The following is a 16,835-nucleotide window of genomic DNA, read 5'->3' on the forward strand; positions in this document are numbered from 1 at the left end:
TTTAAAGATCGATTCGCGAACTTCGCGCCAGCGGTCCAGCTACCGGCGGGTTCTGCGTTGCTGCGTCTGCAGCAGAGAAACGAGATTATGCAGACCATCGAGCGCTTCGTCAACAAGTTTTTTTACTTCACTTAAAACTCGCTGGCGTTAAATACCTGCCGCTCAAAAGACTGCAAAGCTGCTAATAAGGCTTCCCGTCTCCCCGCACTCTCATGGTGAGAATGCGAAGGAAGGGGATCCTAGTTATCGGCGTGGTCGCTGGCAAGAGATTTTTGAAATCTCCTGAAAGGGAGCGAGAAGGTCTCAGGCGTGACGTTGCATCACGCTTTCGACGATCTGCAGGTAGTGGTCAAGGCCCGGCGTTTCTTTACCGGCGACCTTCGCCAGATCATCCCAACGGCGCAGACGCACCGCATCGTCCGCGAAGGGACGGGCGGCAAATGCCTGCGCACCTTCCGCGTCGAAGATGCCGCCTTGCAGTTGCAGGCTGCGCACCGAATCCAGCGACAGGCAGCTGAAATAGGCTTCGTCGGTTGCGCACAGATAGCGCTTCGCATCGACATGCAGGCGAATCGGCTCCAGCACGCTCTCCGGCAAGATCGGCCGCAGGAACGGTAGCGCATAGTATTGATGCAGGTCGTCGATACCGCGCTCGGTGGGCGTTTCGCCCTGGCGATTCAGCAGATGCCCGAGGTCGTGCAGAAAAGCCGCTGCCACGAGTTCGTCGCTCGCGCCCTCCTCTTCTGCCAGCGCGCCGCTTTGCAGCGCATGTTCCAGCTGCGTGACCGGCTCGCCGCTATATGCCTGTGCGCCGTGCTGCTCGAAGAGGCCGCGAATATCTTCCAGACTCAGTGCCATGCTTTCCTACTCCCTTTCGTCGATCTCGACAGCGCGCGCTAATTTTCAACGCTCGCCGCTGCCGCCCCGCTGGTCTTGATCAGTCAGCCCACGCATCTGAGCGATGGCCTCATCGGCGTCGCGCGACGCCAGCGCATTCAATACCGCACGATGCTGGGAATACGATGCCTCACGCTGCGCATCGTCAAATACAGCGCGATTCGCCAGCCGCGCTTCGCTGACCGCGCGCCGCCAGCTTTCGTACAGCTTGCCATTGCCTGCCGCGGCTACCAGCGCATCGCGAAACGCTTCGCGCGCCCGCAGGAATTCGCCTTCGTCATCAAGCACATCGCGCATGGCGTCGAGCCGTTCGCGCAAGCGGGCCACCTGCGCGGCGTCAATACGTGCCGCCAGGATGCGGCAAGCCGCCGCTTCCAGCACCGCGCACAGCGCCGCCAACTCCTCAGCTTCGACGCCCGATACGCTGCGCACGAACACGCCGCGATGCTTTTCGTTGCGCACCAGACCGGTCTGTTCGAGCGCACGCAACGCTTCGCGCACCGGTCCGCGCGACACCTGCAAACGCGCGGCCCATTCGGCTTCGACGAGCCTGGCGCCCGGCGCGAGCTGGCCACGCGTAATACAGCTTTCTATCTCCGCCCGCACGAGGTCCGTTAGCGAATGCTGACGCACCATCGCAAGCGGCGTCGGCACAGCGACGCGAGCCGCTTCGTCATCCCGACGCACCGCGCCTTCATCACGCCGATGCAGCCCCTCGAAGCGTATGGCGTCCATCGTGTCAGTCCGCACGCTTGCGCGGCGGGCGTGCCGCGATCAGCAACAACGCCACCAGCGAGACGACCAGCAGAATCAGCGAGAGCGCCGATGCCGGCAGATAGTAACCGCGCTCGACCGCACCGACCACGACGATCGGCACCGTCGCAAAGCCCGGCGGATACACCGTGAGCGTCGCGCCCAGTTCGCCGAGCGAGAGCGCGAAGCCCAGCGCGAGACTCGCTCGGATCGCAGGCACCAGTTGCGGCAGCACCACCCGGCGCAGCACCATCGCGGGCGGTGCGCCGAGACTTGCCGCCGCCTCGCGCAGGATCGTCAGTTCGGGACGCAGCGCCGCCGACGCACAGCGGTAACAGAACGGCAGCACCAGCGCGAGCTGCACGAACACCACGATCGCCGCCGAGCTCGACAGGTCCACGGGCGCCTTGTGATAGGCAATCAGCACCGCGAGACCGAGCACCACGCTGGGCACGCCGTTAGGCACCATCGCCAGCGTGTCGACGACCACGCCCAGGCCCTTGCGGTCGCGTCCTTCGAGCGCCAGCGCAAGCCACAGACCGAGCGCCGTCCCCAGCACCGCCACGCCAAAACCGATTTCCAGGCTGGTCACGAGCGCATCGAAATCGCTCGACCCGAGCCGCTCGAACCAGCGCATGCTGAAACCATCGGGCAGGATCGTGCCCGACCAGTGCGAGGCCACGCTCGACAGCGCCACCACGATCACGGGCAGCACGAACAGCCAGAAACACAGCAGCGCCGCCAGCGCAAGCAACGCACCGCTGCCGATGCGCGTCATCACGCTGCGCTCGACGGGCCGCGCGCGCCGATGCTTCGGCGGCAGCGCGACGGGTTCCGAGGCCGCGGCCACCGGATTGACGGAAGAATTACTTGCCATTGCGCGCGCCTCCATTGCGGCGATTCACGCGCCGATACAGCGCGTACAAGGAAAGCGACATCGCGAGCATCACGACCGCGCCTGCGGCAGCGGTCGGCAGATCCAGATCGACGGTCGCCGAGCTATAGATCGCCACCGGCAGCGTGACCAGATGCGCGCTGCCGAGCACGAGCAGAATGCCGAACTCGTTGAACGTCAGCAGGAAACAGAGGATCGTGCCCGCCGCGATGCCCGGCCAGGCGAGCGGCAGGATCACGCGCGCGGCGACCATGCGGTTATTCGCGCCGAGACTGCGCGCCGCTTCGATCAAACGCATGTCGAGCAGCGCAAACGCCGCAAGCGTCGGGCGCACCACGAAAGGCGCGTAGAACACCACTTCCGCCAGCACCACACCGCCGATCCCGAACAGGAAATCGAGCGGCGGCGACTGCAGATGAAAGAGCCGCTGCAAACCAATGCTCACCGAACCCTGCGAGCCGTACAGAAAAATCAGCGTGAACGCGACCAGAAACGACGGGAACGCCACGAACAATTCCAGAAAGCGCGTAACGAGCTGCGCGCCCGGGAACGGCTTGAAAAACAGGATCGCCGCGATTGCAACGCCGAGCAGCGAGGCCACGCCCGCGCTCAGGAACAGAATCCACAGCGTCGTGCCGATCACGCCGCGCGAATCGGGATTGCCAAAGAAAGTTGCGTACGCACCGAAACTCAGACCGTGCGCGCCGCTCAGGCTCAGCAGCACGAGGCGCACGAGCGGATAGACCACCAGAGGCCCGAGCACGAACACGAGCAAAAAGGCGATGTGCCATTGCGCGCGGCGCTCGCGGCGGCGCACGGCGGCGGCGTGGGCGTCGGCGCCCGGCAGCGGGAAATCAGGGGTTGATAAGGACGACATCGTCAGCCTCGTAACGCAGGGAGACGCGCATGCCCTTTTCCGGCGTCATGCCGTGGCCGCGCTGCATGGTGACGAGCACCGGTTCGTTAGGCATCGCGTCGAGCAACACCGGCACGGAAAGCACCGATCCATACCACTCGACCGACTCGATCGTGCCATGCAATGCGCCTTCGCCAAGCGGCACGATGCGCAGGCTTTCGGGACGCAGACAGGCGAGCTTGTCGCGCACGTCGTGGCGCGGGTCGCCCACCGGAAACGCCACGCCTGGCGGCAGCAGATTCGCCGCGCCCAGATAGCGGGCGACGTAGGCGTCGTTGGGCGTGTCGTAAAGCTCCTGCGGAGTGCCGAGCTGCGCGATATGACCGTCACGCATCAGCAGCGTGCGATCGGACAGCACCAGCGCGTCGTCCTGATCGTGCGTGACGCAAACGATCGTCAGATTGGGCAGACGCTCATGCAGCGCCTTGAGTTCGGAGCGCACCGAGGCGCGCAGATTGGCATCGAGCGCCGACAGCGGCTCGTCGAGCAGCAGCACATCCGGCTCGATCACCAACGCGCGCGCGAGCGCCACGCGCTGCTGCATGCCGCCCGAGAGCTGCGCGGGCATCACGTGACCCTGATCGCCCAGTTGCACGAGCTTGAGCGCATCGGCCACGCGTCGCGCGATATCGCGCGAGGGCACGCGGCGCGCCTTCAGGCCGAACGCGACGTTCTCGAACACCGAAAGATGCGGGAAAAGCGCATAGCTCTGGAACAGCAAACCCAGATTGCGCTGATGCGGCGGCACGTGCGTGAGATCGCGACCGGCAACGGTCAGCGAACCGGCAAGCCCATCGGCTTCGATGAACCCGGCGATGAAGCGCAGCAAGGTGGTCTTGCCGCAACCGCTGCGGCCAAGCACGGTCAGCAACTCGCCGCGACGGATCGTGAGCGACAGGTCGTTGAGCACCGTGCGCGTGCCGAAACGCACGCTCAGGCGGTCGATCTGCAGGCCCGCCGCACCATGGGCGCCGGTTGCATCGGTCAGGCCGGACGCGTCCGGCAGGGCGCGGGCCATCTCGGCCGACGCAAGGCTTGCGGTATTCACCGGGTTCATCTCCTGCATTTGAAACAAGGTAGTACTGGGCAGCCGCGCGGAGTCAGAAGAATCACGCGGACTGCCCTGCTGCGCGCCTTACTGCGGCTTGACGACTTCGATCTGCTTGCCCGACGAGCCGATCACCTCGTTCTTCCAGCGCGTCGTCCAGTCAGCCTTCTTCGCCATCACCTGGTTCCAGTCCACCGGAATCAGCTTCACGCCTTCGATCGCCTGCTTGACCGCTGCGCCGTTCTTGCCCGTCAACGCCACGTCCGTGCGGCCCGGAATGCCGAAGATGTCCGGCACCTTCGATTGCACGTCCGTCGACATCAGGTAGTCGATCAGCTTCTTGCCTTCGGCCTGGTTCGGGCCGCCCTTGATCAGTCCGATTGCGTACGGCAGCTGGAAGGTGGTCGGACGACCGCCTGCGTCGGCGGCGAGGAAGATCGGCTTGAGCGAGAGACCGCCGTTGGCTGCGTCGTCGAGGTCCATCTGCAGGTCGCCGTTGGCCACCGAGATTTCGTTACGCGAGAGCAGCACGTCGAGGTAACCCGTGCCCTTGGTGTGGAACTTGGCGCTCTGCTCGAGCTTCTTCAGGTAGTCAAACGCCTTGTCTTCGCCCATCAGCGAGGTCGTGAGAATGATCACGGCCATGCCGTCGCCCGCCGTAGCCGGGTTCGAGTAAGCGACCTTGCCCGAATAGTCCGGATGCAGCAGGTCTGCAAACGTCTTCGGCTGGTTCTTCACTACGTCCGGGTTGATCGCGAACGAGAAGTAGTTGTTCACGAAGGTGGCCCACGAACCGTCGGTCGCCTTGGCGATCGCCGGAACGTTCTTGTAGTTCACGCTCTGGTACGGCTGCAACAGACCGCTTTGCTGGGCCTGCTGGATGAACGGCGGCAGCGTGATGATCACGTCGGCCTTCGGTGCGTCTTTTTCGACGTTGGCGCGATTCACAACTTCGCCACTGCCGGCGGTCACGATATTGACCTTCACGCCTTCCTTCTTCTCGAAGGCCGGCAGAACGTCGCGGTAGAGATTTTCGAGGCCGTCAGCCGTGTACAGCACGACCGCGTCGGCGGCGTGGGCGCTCATCGCGGCGCATTGCAGCAGCGTGGCGGCGATCATCATCGGCAGCGCTTTGCGTGCGAAACCCGCGCGATGGGAATTCCGTTGGTTCATGTCACTCTCCGAAGGCAAAAACCATGTGCTCGGGGCTACCCGATGCGTGTTTAGTGAATCGTCGACTTTCGGCGGACTACGCCGCCTGCCTTTGCCCGTGCTGCGGCCGGTCTGGCGCGCAGAGTGCAGATTGTCTGCAATCCGCCGTTGCCACCCTAAAACCGCCCGGCTGCATGGTGCGCACGGTCACTGCCGTGTCATGCGCCAGCCCCGTCTGTACGGGCCCGGCAAGAATCACAGATTTCCGTGACATCGCCGTGACGATTGTGGCGTTTGTCAAAAAATTCCACAATTTGCCAAAAATAAGCAAATTGGCAAACGTGGCGAAATCGGCACGTATGCGGTTCAGCGCACGCGTCGGCTCAAGGCTGAGAAGAGGAAAGAGAAAGAACTGCGGCGCGCGGGCAGGCCGCGCGCGCCGTGGCAGCGAAGGGAATCAGGCGACGACGAGCTCTGGCCCGCGCGACTCGATGGCGCGCGCCACAGCCTTTTCGGGCGCGAGTTCGGTGATGACATAGCGCGCGCGCTCGAAGCCGTTGATGCGTACCGGCGTCATGCGGCCGAATTTCGAATGGTCCGCCACCACGATGGCGCACGCGGCGGCCGTCAGCATGCGGCTGCGCACTTCGGCGACCATGCGCGAGTAGTCGGTCAGCCAGCCGTCGGCCGTAATGCCGCCCGCGCCGACGAAGGCGTAATCGGCGTGATATTGCGAAAGCTGCTGCACGGTATCGAGCCCGAAGGTCGCTTCCTCGTGATCGGAGAGCTCGCCGCCCAGCAGCGTCACCCGATTCTCGTTGCGACGACCGAGCAGCAAGGCGATGCGCCAGTCGTTCGTATAGACCGTGAGGCGGTGCCGGTCGGTCAGCGCGCGCGCAAGCGCGTGAGTCGTACTGCCCGAATCGATGATGACGGACGCGCCATCGGGCACGAACTCTGCTGCGCGTTCGCCGATCGCGCGTTTGGCATTGGCATTGGCCGTGTCGCGAACATCGAGATCGGGCTCGCGGCGGTCGCTCGACAGCGCGCCGCCGTGCGTCGTGACCAGCAGGCCGCGGCCAGCCAGCGTGTTGAGATCGCGACGGATGGTTTCGCGCGAGACACGCAGCTCGCGCACGAGGTCCGCCACCGAGAGCGCGCCGGTCCGGTTCACTTGCGAAAGGATGTATTGGTGACGTTGTTCAGCGAGCATCTGGGGGGCGCATTGCGCGTGGAATCGGAAAGGCCGCCGTATTGTATTACGCGTGCTCCCCGCGCACTTCGGCCCCGCGCCGGCGTGCCGCCATGCATGGCGCATGCAGAACCCATGCGGCCCCGTAGAAGCCTGCCCTGCCATCGCACGATCATCCCTGCTACTCTCGTGCTGGCCATCCGGATATTCGAAGCGATGGATGGTCAACCGTTCCAACGTCACTGCGACGTGTAACTGCGACGATCGCGACCGCCGAATCCCGAATCCCGAATCCCGAATCCATGCGTTCCAGACTTCGCCAACTGCGTCTTTTGTTCTGCGCGCTGCGCTATGGCATCCGGCTGATATGGCTTGCCGCACCCGAGCACCACAAGCTTCACTGGATCGTCTCGCTTGCCGCACGGGTGCGCGAAAACGAGCGACTCGCCACGCATCTTTCGAGCGCGCTGCCGCGCCTCGCGCCGCTCGCGAGCGCCTTCGCGCAATTGGTCGCGACGCACCCCGACCTCGCGGCCTCCACCCTGCATGACGCGATCGACGCGATCGAGCACGTTGAGGAACCGCTTACGCCCGAGCAGTTGAACGCCGCCCTGCAAAGCGCGCTCGGCAAGCCGGTGCAATCGCTCTTTTCGTGGATCGACCCCACGCCCTGCCAGAACGGCTGGTGCGAGCAGACGCATATCGCGCGCTTGCAGTTGCTGGCCAACGGTCATCAGATGGTGACCGTGCGTGTGCTGCGCGCGAAACAGGCTCAGGAAGTCGACGACGAAGCCGCGCTGCTGTGCACCGTCGCGCGTTGGCTCGAACGCTTCTCAGGCGCTGCACGCAAGTTGCATCTGCGCACGCTCGCCCAGACGCTGCGCGACGATCTGCAACGTCGTTTCGATCTGCGTGCGCAGGCGGCCAATCTGAGCCAGAGCGGCCATCACCTCGCCGATGATGAGCGCGTGCTCGTGCCCGATGTGATCTGGGACTTCTGCACGCCGCACACGCTCACGGTCGAGCACGTCGACACGTTGCGCGCGACCGATGTGGCCGGACTCGCGATGCATCACATCAACGTGACGAAGGTGGCCGCGCATCTGATCGAAGTGGTCACGCAACAAGCCTTCGAGCATGGCTTCTTTCATGCGGCATTCGATGCGCGCCGCGTCGCGGTGAGCGTCGAACCGCAGACGCGCGGACGGCTCGTGTTCGCGAGTGCGGCGCTGATGACCTCGCTTTCCTCGCCGGAACGCGAGTTCTTCGTCCACGGCGCGACGGCGCTATTCGAGCAGGACTACGGACGCCTCGCGAACCTGCATCACGCCGCCGGTCACGTGCCCGTGCACGCGCGCCCCGAGCAGATTGAAGCCGAATTGCGCACCCGCAGCGAAGCCCATTTCGCCGACGATGAGGGCGATCGCAGCGCGGGCGCGCTGTTTCATCATCTGCTGCATGCGGTCCAGCCGTTCGGTGGTGCGGTATCGCCACGGCTTGCTGCGGCTCAACGCACGTTCGGTCAGGCGGAAGCGCTCGCGCGCACAATCCATCCCGATGTGGACGCCTGGGGTATCGCGAAGACGACACTCGGCGATATCGCGAAGCGCGACCTCGGTCACCACGGCTGGATCAAGCGGCTCTCGCAGGAATTGCCTCATCTCGCGCAAATCGCACCACGCGTGCCGCAGCTTGTTTATCGCTTCATGCACCATCACTCGGGTGCGACGCACGACCAGCCCGGCGCGCAGGCGCAGGCTCAGGCAGCGATGCTCGAAGCACTGCGGCGTGAGCATCGGCGCACCCGCGCGCTGCTTGTCGCCTGCGCGCTGAGTGGCACGTTCATCGGCGTGGTGGCGACGCTGTTCAGCCTCGTGCCTGCTTGAACGATCTGCTCGACAGATCCGTCGCTTCGCCAGTACGGCCCAATTCGTTGATGCGAGCCGGGATTGGCTGTTAGTTGCGATTGGGGATCAGTGCAGTCCTGAACAAGACCGCCTGATCCCGGCGGGCGATACTCCGAGCCTTTCGATCAGCAGTTCGCCCTCACGCCAGCTATGTTCGCCGCGCTCACGCCCGCTCTCTTCGTCTTTTTGTGGTCGACGGGTTTTGTCGTCGCCCGCGCCATCGCGCCCTACGCCGATCCCAATCTGTTTCTGCTCGCGCGTTTCGGCGGCACGGCGCTGCTGTTCACTTGCGTAGCACTGGCGATGCGCGCGCCCTGGCCGCGCGGACGCGAGATCGGCAAGCATCTTTTCGCGGGCGCGCTGCTGCAAGGGGTCTATCTGGGCGCGGGTTACTGGGCCGTGGCGCAGGGCCTGAGCGCCGGCGTCATGGCGCTGCTCGGCGCGCTCCAGCCCCTGCTGACCGCCGCGCTCGCCGCGCCGCTGTTCGGCGAGCGGATTGCTCCGCGACGCTGGCAAGGCATGGCGCTGGGTCTGGCGGGCGTCGTGCTCGTACTGACGCCAAAGCTGCACGCGAGCGCCGGCGTCTCATTCGCCGGTGGCGCGCACGTAAGCCCGGTCATCGTCGTGATCGTTTCAGTGCTGTCGATCGGCGCGATCACCGCGGGCACGCTGTACCAGAAGACCTCGCTCGCGCAGGCCGACATCCGCAGCGCGAGCGCCGTGCAGAACGCGGGCGCGGCGATCGTTGCGGCGCTGCTCGCGCTCGCTCTCGGGGAGCATCGCTGGATCGCTTCGGCGACGCTGTGGATTTCGCTCGGCTGGGGAATCGCCATGCTGTCCGGCGCGGGCGTGACGCTGCTCGTCTGGATGGTGCGTCACGGCGATGCGGCCCGCGCCACCGCGCTGCTGTTCCTCGCGCCGCCGCTGGCCGCGCTGGAAAGCTGGCTGCTATTCCGCGAAACGCTCACGCCGGTCCAGATCGCGGGCTTCGGCGTGGCGCTCGCGGGGGTGCTGCTTGCGCGACGCGGTTAGCGCCGCCGCGCCCGTCGATCGTTAGTCATCGATCGTCAATCGGCTGTATCGCCGCCCTTGGGCAGTTTCGCGCGCGCCTGGCTGCCCGGCGCAGGCGCCCAGGCGGGACGCGTCTTGCGCGCCGAATCGATCACCACGATAAAGCGCCCGGCCCACGGCGTGATCTCGCGATTCGGGTGCAGCACCCACAGCGATTTGCCCGAATCGACCAGCGCCTGATATTCGGCGTCGATGATGCCGTTGTGGTCGATAAACGCATTGAGCGATGCGGGAATGCGTACGCAGCCCTTCGAATGGCGGATGCCGAGCAGAGGCTCCAGCCGGTCGGGATCCGTGGCATGCATCTGGAAGCGCATCGGCGAGTAGCCGCCCTTGCCCCAGCCCCGTTCGCCGTCGACCCAGCCGAAATCGTAGATACGCATATCGCGCTTGCCGTAGCCGCGAATATTGTTCTCGTTCATCGTGCCTTCCGCGCGGAAGTCCATGTTCGACGGCGTGTGCTCGAAAACGCCCAGCGGCGTCAAGAAGTGGTCGAATTCGCCGGGCCGCCCCGTTGCGACCGGCGACGCGCCGATCATCTGCCAGGTTTCGCCCGGCATTGCGCGGAAATAGATGAAGAGCGCCTGCACATTGGCGCTGCGATCCACGAGGATCACATACTCGCCCGCCAGCGCGCCGAGATCCTTGGCGTCGAGCGCCGCTTGCAGGCGCTGGCCGTAAGCACGCTGATCGGCAAGCGGCACGCGCAGGCGGCGCGTCACGTCGCGCGCGAAGGTTTCACGCATCGCCAGAGCGTGACGGGTTTCCCCGGCGGCCTGTTGTGGCGTGAGTTTGGCATGCTCGGGCAGCGTGAGCGGCGCGGGGCCTGACGCGGCGACCGGCGCGGAGGCAGCGGTCGTTGAAGCCGCTGACGCCGTTGATGCCGTTGACGCAGCAGGAGCCGTTGATGCGGCAGAGGCCGCGACCGCAGCGGACGCCGTCGTGGCAGCCGATGGCGCTCTTGCCTTGGCAGCCGCAGCCATTGCGCCAGATGCCGCCTGTATCGCCCCGGAACCGGCATGCGCACCTGAAGCCGGTGCACCCTCCGCAGCGGTTGCGTTGGCGCACCAGGCCACCGCGCACAGCGCCGCAAGCCGCACGTACTGCAGCACGCGCCTTGTGCCGTGATAATGAGTCTTCGCGGCGTCGCCCCGGACACCCCCGTTCACGCTTGCCTGAGCGCCGCGCGAGCAATAGTCGTTCATCGTGAATCCGGCTGTTTATACGTTCGTTTGATATCGGACACCCTGCAATTTGCGCGCCCGAATCATCCGACATTAGACCAGACATCGAATTTAAGTCGCCGCCAAGCCGCAGCGTGACCAGACAAACCCAATCGAGCGAGCAAAAGCATGACTGAAGCTACCGCATCGACACCTTGCGCATCCCAGCGCGACAGCCAGCACGCTCGCCAGCGCGCCATCGCCGCCGAGCTGGGCGTCGCCACCTCGTTTTGCCCGCCCGACGAGATCAAGCGGCGCATCGCCTTCCTCGCCGACAGCCTGCGCGCGAGCCGACTGCGCGCATTCGTGCTCGGCATCAGCGGCGGCGTGGATTCGACGACGGCGGGCCGTCTTGCACAACTGGCCGTCGAAACACTGCGCGAGCAAGGCCGCGATGCGCGCTTCATCGCCATGCGCCTGCCCTACCGCACCCAGCGCGACGAGGAAGACGCCGCGGCGGCCCTCGGCTTCATTCAGCCAGACGAAATATTGAGCGTCGATATCGCCCCGGCAGCCGACGCAATGCGCGCTTCGCTCGCAGCAGGCGGGCTGACATTCGAAGACGCGGCGCAGCAGGACTTCGTGCTCGGCAACATCAAGGCCCGCGAGCGGATGATTGCGCAATACGCCGTAGCGGGCGCGCGTACGGGCCTCGTGATCGGCACCGACCACGCGGCTGAATCGTTGATGGGATTCTTTACGAAATTCGGCGATGGCGGCGCGGATGTGCTGCCGTTGGCGGGATTGACGAAGCGGCGCGTGCGCGCGCTTGCACGTCACCTGGGCGTGCCGCAGCGCCTCGTGGAAAAAACGCCGACCGCCGACCTCGAAACGCTGCGCCCGCAAAGGCCCGATGAGGACGCCTATGGTGTCAGCTACGAGGAAATCGACGATTTTCTGGAGGCCAAGCCGGTAAGCGATCACGCCTGCGCAACGATCCTGCGCTATTACGAGGCGACCCGGCATAAGCGGGCACTGCCCTATTCGCCCGATGCCCCGCTGCCGCACGCGAAGGCGACATCGGCATAAAAACGCTCAGGCCGGACGGCGCACTTCGGGCTCTTCGCTATCGAAGGGCGGCGCGCTCACGCGCAGCGCCACGCCGGCAAGTCGCCGGCTCTGCAATTCGCGCGCGACGGCTTCGCCCACATAAGGCACTTCCGAATCGAGTTCGAGATCGGCATGAGCGTTGGGCGTGCCCACGTCATACACCTTGACTGCCTTGGCGTAGTGTCCGAGTTCACGCTTGAAAAAATCGTGCACTTCCTGCTCGCTGCAGGTTTCGGGGACATTCCAGACAGTCAGGTGCATATCGGTCTACCGGTTACGGCGCGCACGGTCTGACCGAACGCGCACGGGTTGCAGGCTCGCACGCGCCTTGGCGCGCATCAGGCACGACTGGCCGAGCAAAGCCACAGAAATCACGACAAGTATCGAGAGACCGGACGCTAGCATTTCGCTCACTCCTTCTTATTGATATACATCAGAGTAGACCGATTTTGCTGCACGCGCACTGCGTCATATTGTCGAGTTTCGGCGGGTTTCCCGGAGCAGCGCTAGAGCCCGCAACGAGCGTGCCCGTGGGATGCATGAGTCAGCAGAGCGAGGGGGAACGCCAGAAAAAGGGCCGCCTTCATCAGGCCGCTTCAAGGACCTTCGTCGCGGCTCGCCGACGTGGTGTCGCCGATATCGCTGCCGCATTGCATGCGTGTTAGCTGATCATACTGGCGCGACCAATTGCCCGCGATCGTCGCCTGAGCCTCGGCAAGCGAGATGCGGCCTGCGCAGACGCAGCGCTTGAGGCGCACGGTGAGCAGCGACTTGCGACGCTCTCCGGCATGACCGCCCCACGGCAGCAGATCGAAATTCGCCTGCGCATCTGGCGAGCCACCGAGCACGATTGGCACGTGACGGTCGAGCGCGTAGGTGATGCCGTCTTCGGCGTCGATACCGCGCGTCGAGAGCAGGCGGTCTTTCTGCGCCATCGCCACGTCGAACGACGGCGCTACGGTATCGGCGTAACCCGGCCGGCAGATCGTATCCGCCACCGATTCCTGCGTCACGCGTGCGTCAAGCAGCCGCGGATCCTGCGCCCAGACAGGCGCGCTGCGCGCCGCCCCGCCAACAACGAGCGCCAGCAGCACACTATGCAGCGCTACACCCAGCGCGCGCGGCGCCTTCCGGCGTGCCGCACTTTTCGCCATGCTACGCACGGTCGGACAGTCTTCTGCCAATTTTGCGTTCGTGGTAAGAGCACCGTACGCTGCCGTACGATGCTGAATGGATGGTCAATGTTGGCTAATTAAAACACATTCGAATTTTGATGTGGTGAAAGTGCGCCAGGGCAAGCGTGCGGCCCCTGCCTGAAACGAACCTCGCCTGGTACGTTTGATACGGCGCACGCGCAAACGCGCGCAGGCAGCGGCTTTCTGCATGGAGCATCTAACCATCCGGATCAACAACGGAATTTTTGTTCGTCCTGCCAATCAACTGGTGCGTGGTCTCGGCTTCTTGACATCGTGTTCGTGCTCGTCCCAGCCGAAAACGTCTCAGTCGATCGACAGTTGAAGATCGACGCGCGCGGCTACCGCACAGCGGTCGCGTTGCAAGCGCGTGGCGATTGCGGTGATCGAACCGGGCTCGGCCTTCACGGCGCGAAGGCCGCCGATGCCATCGATAAAATCAGATGCGCACCGTTGCGCGCAAGATCGGCCGTTCGGCCAATGGCGGCGGCCAAACCGTTGGCGCATAATGGCTCGCCCGCTCAGCTCCGCATCGGAGCCAGCGCGCCTAATAAAGGAAACGAGGAATTCCCATGTCCATCACCATGTATCAAGCCTCGGTGCCCGTGCTCGCGCGCGGTCTCGCCAACCTGCAGACCATCATCGGCAAGGCACAGGCACATGCGGCCGAAAAGCAGATCGATCCGGCAGTGTTCACCGGCGCACGGCTTTTCCCCGACATGCTGCCGCTCGCGCGCCAGATTCATATCGCCACGGATACGGCCAAGGGTTGCGCTGCGCGGCTCGCAGGAGTGGATGCGCCGAAGTTCGACGACGTGGAAGTGAGCTTCGACGATCTGCACACGCGCATCCAGAAGACCATCGATTATCTGAACACGTTCAAGCCCGAGCAGATCGACGGCACGGAAGACAAGAGCATCACGCTGAAAATGCGCTCGGGTCCGATCGAATTCACGGGCCAGAGCTATCTGCTGGCTTTCGTGCTGCCCAACTTCTACTTCCACGTGACGACGGCTTACGACATCCTGCGCCATAACGGCGTGGAGCTAGGCAAGCTCGACTATCTGGGCGGCCGTTAAAAGCGGGGCGCGTAGGGATGCGGTGGACCTGAGGCCTCAGACCCGGGTCCGCCGTATGAGAGAAAGCGGTGTGAGACGAAGCGCTCAGTCGAGCGACAGGCGCACCGCGAAACCGATCAGCGCGCAAGAGAAGGCCCACTTCTGCACCGTCTGCGCGACCGGACTGCGGCGCAGCCAGACAGCGATGCGCGCCGCGCCCAGCACGTAGATGGCGTCGAACAATGCGCAGACGATCACCAGCACGATGCCCAGTTCGATCACCTGCAGCCAGACCGAGCCCTGTTCAGGGCGAATAAACTGCGGCAGCAGCACCGAGCAGAACAGCAGCGCCTTCGGGTTCAGCAGATTGGTCAGCAAGCCCTTGAAGAAGTCTGCGCGCAGCGGGCGTTGCCGGGCAATCGCAGTCTCTTCTGGCAACGCAAACACCGGCGCACGAAAAATCTGCACGGCCACGTACGTCAGGTAAAGCGCACCCGCATAGCGCACGACCTCATAAAGCCATGGCGCGTTATGAAGCAGCGCCGCCAGTCCGCAGGCAGAGAGCGTGGCATGCGTTGCGCGCGCCAGCCCGAGACCACAAGCCGCCGCAAAGCCGCGCCGCGCACCGCGGCTCATGCTGGTTTGCATCACCAGCGCCATATCCGCCCCCGGCAGTGCGCAAACGACGATCAGGGCGGCGATGAACATCAACATCAGGTGAGCGGAAATCATGATGGCCTCGACTGGAAGAGGCTCTATGTTGCCGCTAAATCTGGAGCGATTTCTGGCGTAATTCGTGATCAAATCGGTTATAGAGAGCGGAATCAACTAAAATATCCGCATCCGAACAGGAAAAGCACTCGACGCAATATGAGCGACCTCGACAAACTCGATCGCGCCATCCTCGGCGCCTTGCAGGCCGATGGCCGGATGCCCAACGCGCGGCTCGCGGAAACGGTCGGATTGAGCGAAACGCCCTGCGCGCGCCGCCTCAAGCGGCTGGAGCAGGACGGCTATATCGAGCGTTACCGCGCGATGCTCTCGCGCCGCGCGCTGGGTTATGGCGTGGTCGCTTATGTATCGGTGCGGTTCGCCGTGCACGACCGCGCGCTCGCCGATCGCTTCGAACGCGAAGTTTGTGCCATCGAGCGCATTCTTTCGTGCCACAACGTTGCCGGCACGGCGGACTATATTTTGATGATCGTCGCGCGCGATCTCGACGACTACGGCACCTTCATGCGCGACGAACTGCGCAGCCTGCCAGGCGTCACGTCGGTGGAGTCGGCGCTATCGCTGCGTGAAGTCAAATCCGAGGGTGGATTGCCGCTGCCTTGAATCAGGCCATGCGGCACCGTCCTCACCTTATTTCAAACCGGAGCTTTCGATGACCCCAGAACAGGCACGAGCCGAAGAAGCGGCCGCCATGGACCGCGTGCTCAATGCAACGCAACGCGTCAAGTCGGCATTCACGTCCTTGCAGACGCAATTCCCGCCCGAAGGCGAAGGCCGCCCTTCGCAGTTCGCGCTGCAGACCTTCGACGCCGCCTTGCAGGAACTCGAAGACGCCCAGGCGGCGTTCGACGAACTGCTCAACGACCTGCTCGACGGCAACCGCTGAGCGACGCCGCCGCGCACTGCGCCGTGCATGACCGGTCGGCACGCTGTCCAACCCGGTGTCCAACCTGGTGCTAGTATTTCCAGCCTGTTGGATGCCGACCCGACCGACCGATCATGTCCACCGCCTACGAAGTACCCGCGCTCAAGCGCATTCACGACATTCTCGATCTGCTCGCGCACGCGCAGGCTCCCGTGCGCGCCGCCGTCATTGCGGAGCAAACCGGCCTGTCGCGCAGCACGCTCTATCTGATGCTCGATTCGCTGGAGCGTCGGCGCTGGATCGAAAAACGCGCGGATGGATACATCGTCGGCGTGACCTTGTTCGAGCTGGGCAGCGCCTATGTGCGTCACGATCGCTTGCACGAAGCCTTCCGGCACGAAGCGGCCAGCTTTATCGCTGCACATAACGAGGTCGTGCAGCTTGCGGTGCTCGATGGCGCGGAAGTCGTCTATATTGCGCGCGAAGATCCCACGAGGCCGGTACGGCTGATTTCCGATCTCGGTTCGCGTCTGCCCGCGCATTGTTGCGCGCTGGGCAAGGCGCTGCTCGCCAGTCTTTCGGATGACGAAGTATCGAAGGTACTGCCGAAGCAGCTTGCCGCGGTCACGAGCCACACCCTCACGCGACGTTCCGATCTACTCGAAGCGCTTGCCGCGATCCGTCGTTCGGGCCTTGCTCACGAACGCGAGGAAGTCACCGCGGGCCTCACGTGCTTTGCGGCCTTTGTCGGCGTGACTGCGTTGGGCAAACGCGTGGCGGTCAGCACCAGCCTGCCGCTCGAACGCATCGATGCGCGCCGCGAGAAGCGCATTGCAATCGCGGTGGTGGAGATGGCGCACCGCATCGGCAAAACGCTTTGAGT

General features: G+C 64.3%; 18 protein-coding genes. 7 read left to right on the forward strand and 11 right to left on the reverse strand.

Features of this window, described 5'->3' with window-relative positions:
* Nucleotides 1-303: 303 nt before the first annotated feature.
* The 7 genes from F4827_RS33565 to F4827_RS33595 form a co-directional block, all read right to left on the reverse strand.
* A complete protein-coding gene (locus F4827_RS33565; RefSeq protein WP_183733182.1) occupies nucleotides 304-858 on the reverse strand; it encodes a phosphonate degradation HD-domain oxygenase in 555 nt (184 codons plus the stop codon).
* A gap of 45 nt (nucleotides 859-903) precedes the next feature.
* Nucleotides 904-1,533: a GntR family transcriptional regulator gene (locus F4827_RS33570; protein WP_260175549.1), complete on the reverse strand. Its 630-nt coding sequence runs from the start codon at nucleotides 1,531-1,533 to the stop codon at nucleotides 904-906.
* Between the two features lie 103 nt (nucleotides 1,534-1,636).
* Nucleotides 1,637-2,428, reverse strand: coding sequence for a 2-aminoethylphosphonate ABC transport system, membrane component PhnV (gene phnV, locus F4827_RS33575; protein ID WP_409258898.1), 792 nt, complete (start codon nucleotides 2,426-2,428; stop codon nucleotides 1,637-1,639).
* 88 nt (nucleotides 2,429-2,516) lie between these two features.
* Complete coding sequence (locus tag F4827_RS33580) at nucleotides 2,517-3,422, reverse strand: 2-aminoethylphosphonate ABC transporter permease subunit (RefSeq protein ID WP_183733191.1); 906 nt, start codon at nucleotides 3,420-3,422, stop codon at nucleotides 2,517-2,519.
* On the reverse strand, nucleotides 3,400-4,509 hold the full coding sequence (phnT, locus tag F4827_RS33585; protein ID WP_409258896.1) for a 2-aminoethylphosphonate ABC transport system ATP-binding subunit PhnT: 1,110 nt from the start codon (nucleotides 4,507-4,509) through the stop codon (nucleotides 3,400-3,402). The genes F4827_RS33580 and phnT overlap by 23 nt, the downstream gene beginning before the upstream one ends.
* A gap of 87 nt (nucleotides 4,510-4,596) precedes the next feature.
* Nucleotides 4,597-5,682, reverse strand: coding sequence for a 2-aminoethylphosphonate ABC transporter substrate-binding protein (gene phnS, locus F4827_RS33590; protein ID WP_183733193.1), 1,086 nt, complete (start codon nucleotides 5,680-5,682; stop codon nucleotides 4,597-4,599).
* 436 nt (nucleotides 5,683-6,118) lie between these two features.
* Nucleotides 6,119-6,874, reverse strand: a complete 756-nt coding sequence (locus F4827_RS33595) for a DeoR/GlpR family DNA-binding transcription regulator (RefSeq protein WP_183733196.1) — start codon at nucleotides 6,872-6,874, stop codon at nucleotides 6,119-6,121.
* A 281-nt stretch (nucleotides 6,875-7,155) separates the two neighbouring features.
* Here F4827_RS33595 and F4827_RS33600 point away from each other — a divergent pair, with 281 nt between their 5' ends.
* Together F4827_RS33600 and F4827_RS33605 are read left to right on the forward strand one after the other, a co-directional pair.
* Nucleotides 7,156-8,739 (forward strand): AarF/ABC1/UbiB kinase family protein, encoded by a 1,584-nt coding sequence (locus F4827_RS33600; protein ID WP_183733199.1) that lies wholly within the window; start codon nucleotides 7,156-7,158, stop codon nucleotides 8,737-8,739.
* Nucleotides 8,740-8,910: 171 nt separating this feature from the next.
* Nucleotides 8,911-9,792: a DMT family transporter gene (locus F4827_RS33605; protein WP_183733202.1), complete on the forward strand. Its 882-nt coding sequence runs from the start codon at nucleotides 8,911-8,913 to the stop codon at nucleotides 9,790-9,792.
* Between the two features lie 35 nt (nucleotides 9,793-9,827).
* Here F4827_RS33605 and F4827_RS33610 read toward each other — a convergent pair whose 3' ends face one another.
* The gene (locus F4827_RS33610; RefSeq protein ID WP_183733206.1) at nucleotides 9,828-11,036 is read right to left on the reverse strand and encodes a L,D-transpeptidase; all 1,209 of its coding nucleotides are present in this window, start codon (nucleotides 11,034-11,036) and stop codon (nucleotides 9,828-9,830) included.
* Between the two features lie 147 nt (nucleotides 11,037-11,183).
* Between F4827_RS33610 and nadE the strand changes: the two genes are divergently transcribed.
* Nucleotides 11,184-12,083: an ammonia-dependent NAD(+) synthetase gene (gene nadE / locus F4827_RS33615; protein WP_183733209.1), complete on the forward strand. Its 900-nt coding sequence runs from the start codon at nucleotides 11,184-11,186 to the stop codon at nucleotides 12,081-12,083.
* Between the two features lie 6 nt (nucleotides 12,084-12,089).
* Here nadE and F4827_RS33620 read toward each other — a convergent pair whose 3' ends face one another.
* Together F4827_RS33620 and F4827_RS33625 are read right to left on the reverse strand one after the other, a co-directional pair.
* Nucleotides 12,090-12,365 (reverse strand): RNA-binding protein, encoded by a 276-nt coding sequence (locus F4827_RS33620; protein ID WP_183733212.1) that lies wholly within the window; start codon nucleotides 12,363-12,365, stop codon nucleotides 12,090-12,092.
* Nucleotides 12,366-12,700: 335 nt separating this feature from the next.
* Nucleotides 12,701-13,258, reverse strand: a complete 558-nt coding sequence (locus tag F4827_RS33625; RefSeq protein WP_260175547.1) for a hypothetical protein — start codon at nucleotides 13,256-13,258, stop codon at nucleotides 12,701-12,703.
* Nucleotides 13,259-13,869: 611 nt separating this feature from the next.
* Between F4827_RS33625 and F4827_RS33630 the strand changes: the two genes are divergently transcribed.
* Entirely contained in the window at nucleotides 13,870-14,376 is a 507-nt protein-coding gene (locus F4827_RS33630; RefSeq protein WP_183733215.1) for a DUF1993 family protein, read from the forward strand.
* Between the two features lie 84 nt (nucleotides 14,377-14,460).
* Here F4827_RS33630 and F4827_RS33635 read toward each other — a convergent pair whose 3' ends face one another.
* Nucleotides 14,461-15,087 carry a LysE family translocator gene (locus F4827_RS33635; RefSeq protein WP_183733217.1) on the reverse strand — a complete coding sequence of 209 codons (627 nt, stop codon included), beginning with the start codon at nucleotides 15,085-15,087 and terminating at the stop codon, nucleotides 14,461-14,463.
* Nucleotides 15,088-15,225: 138 nt separating this feature from the next.
* Between F4827_RS33635 and F4827_RS33640 the strand changes: the two genes are divergently transcribed.
* The 3 genes from F4827_RS33640 to F4827_RS33650 all read left to right on the forward strand — a co-directional run bounded on the left by F4827_RS33640 (nucleotide 15,226) and on the right by F4827_RS33650 (nucleotide 16,833).
* Complete coding sequence (locus F4827_RS33640) at nucleotides 15,226-15,690, forward strand: Lrp/AsnC family transcriptional regulator (protein WP_103707823.1); 465 nt, start codon at nucleotides 15,226-15,228, stop codon at nucleotides 15,688-15,690.
* Between the two features lie 49 nt (nucleotides 15,691-15,739).
* The gene (locus tag F4827_RS33645) at nucleotides 15,740-15,973 is read left to right on the forward strand and encodes a hypothetical protein (RefSeq protein ID WP_027820936.1); all 234 of its coding nucleotides are present in this window, start codon (nucleotides 15,740-15,742) and stop codon (nucleotides 15,971-15,973) included.
* 113 nt (nucleotides 15,974-16,086) lie between these two features.
* On the forward strand, nucleotides 16,087-16,833 hold the full coding sequence (locus tag F4827_RS33650; protein WP_183733219.1) for an IclR family transcriptional regulator: 747 nt from the start codon (nucleotides 16,087-16,089) through the stop codon (nucleotides 16,831-16,833).
* Nucleotides 16,834-16,835 lie beyond the last annotated feature (2 nt).

This window comes from Paraburkholderia bannensis (assembly GCF_014200455.1).
In the GTDB taxonomy this organism is placed as follows: Bacteria; Pseudomonadota; Gammaproteobacteria; order Burkholderiales; family Burkholderiaceae; genus Paraburkholderia; species Paraburkholderia bannensis_A.

Bases quoted from the DNA above. Each gene is read 5' to 3' on its own strand.
- F4827_RS33565 (WP_183733182.1), bottom strand. From the start codon at position 858: ATGGCACTGAGTCTGGAAGATATTCGCGGCCTCTTCGAGCAGCACGGC.
- F4827_RS33570 (WP_260175549.1), bottom strand. From the start codon at position 1,533: ATGGTGCGTCAGCATTCGCTAACGGACCTCGTGCGGGCGGAGATAGAA.
- phnV (WP_409258898.1), bottom strand. From the start codon at position 2,428: ATGACGCGCATCGGCAGCGGTGCGTTGCTTGCGCTGGCGGCGCTGCTG.
- F4827_RS33580 (WP_183733191.1), bottom strand. From the start codon at position 3,422: ATGTCGTCCTTATCAACCCCTGATTTCCCGCTGCCGGGCGCCGACGCC.
- phnS (WP_183733193.1), bottom strand. From the start codon at position 5,682: ATGAACCAACGGAATTCCCATCGCGCGGGTTTCGCACGCAAAGCGCTG.
- F4827_RS33595 (WP_183733196.1), bottom strand. From the start codon at position 6,874: ATGCTCGCTGAACAACGTCACCAATACATCCTTTCGCAAGTGAACCGG.
- F4827_RS33600 (WP_183733199.1), top strand. From the start codon at position 7,156: ATGCGTTCCAGACTTCGCCAACTGCGTCTTTTGTTCTGCGCGCTGCGC.
- F4827_RS33605 (WP_183733202.1), top strand. From the start codon at position 8,911: ATGTTCGCCGCGCTCACGCCCGCTCTCTTCGTCTTTTTGTGGTCGACG.
- F4827_RS33610 (WP_183733206.1), bottom strand. From the start codon at position 11,036: ATGAACGACTATTGCTCGCGCGGCGCTCAGGCAAGCGTGAACGGGGGT.
- nadE (WP_183733209.1), top strand. From the start codon at position 11,184: ATGACTGAAGCTACCGCATCGACACCTTGCGCATCCCAGCGCGACAGC.
- F4827_RS33620 (WP_183733212.1), bottom strand. From the start codon at position 12,365: ATGCACCTGACTGTCTGGAATGTCCCCGAAACCTGCAGCGAGCAGGAA.
- F4827_RS33625 (WP_260175547.1), bottom strand. From the start codon at position 13,258: ATGGCGAAAAGTGCGGCACGCCGGAAGGCGCCGCGCGCGCTGGGTGTA.
- F4827_RS33630 (WP_183733215.1), top strand. From the start codon at position 13,870: ATGTCCATCACCATGTATCAAGCCTCGGTGCCCGTGCTCGCGCGCGGT.
- F4827_RS33635 (WP_183733217.1), bottom strand. From the start codon at position 15,087: ATGATTTCCGCTCACCTGATGTTGATGTTCATCGCCGCCCTGATCGTC.
- F4827_RS33640 (WP_103707823.1), top strand. From the start codon at position 15,226: ATGAGCGACCTCGACAAACTCGATCGCGCCATCCTCGGCGCCTTGCAG.
- F4827_RS33645 (WP_027820936.1), top strand. From the start codon at position 15,740: ATGACCCCAGAACAGGCACGAGCCGAAGAAGCGGCCGCCATGGACCGC.
- F4827_RS33650 (WP_183733219.1), top strand. From the start codon at position 16,087: ATGTCCACCGCCTACGAAGTACCCGCGCTCAAGCGCATTCACGACATT.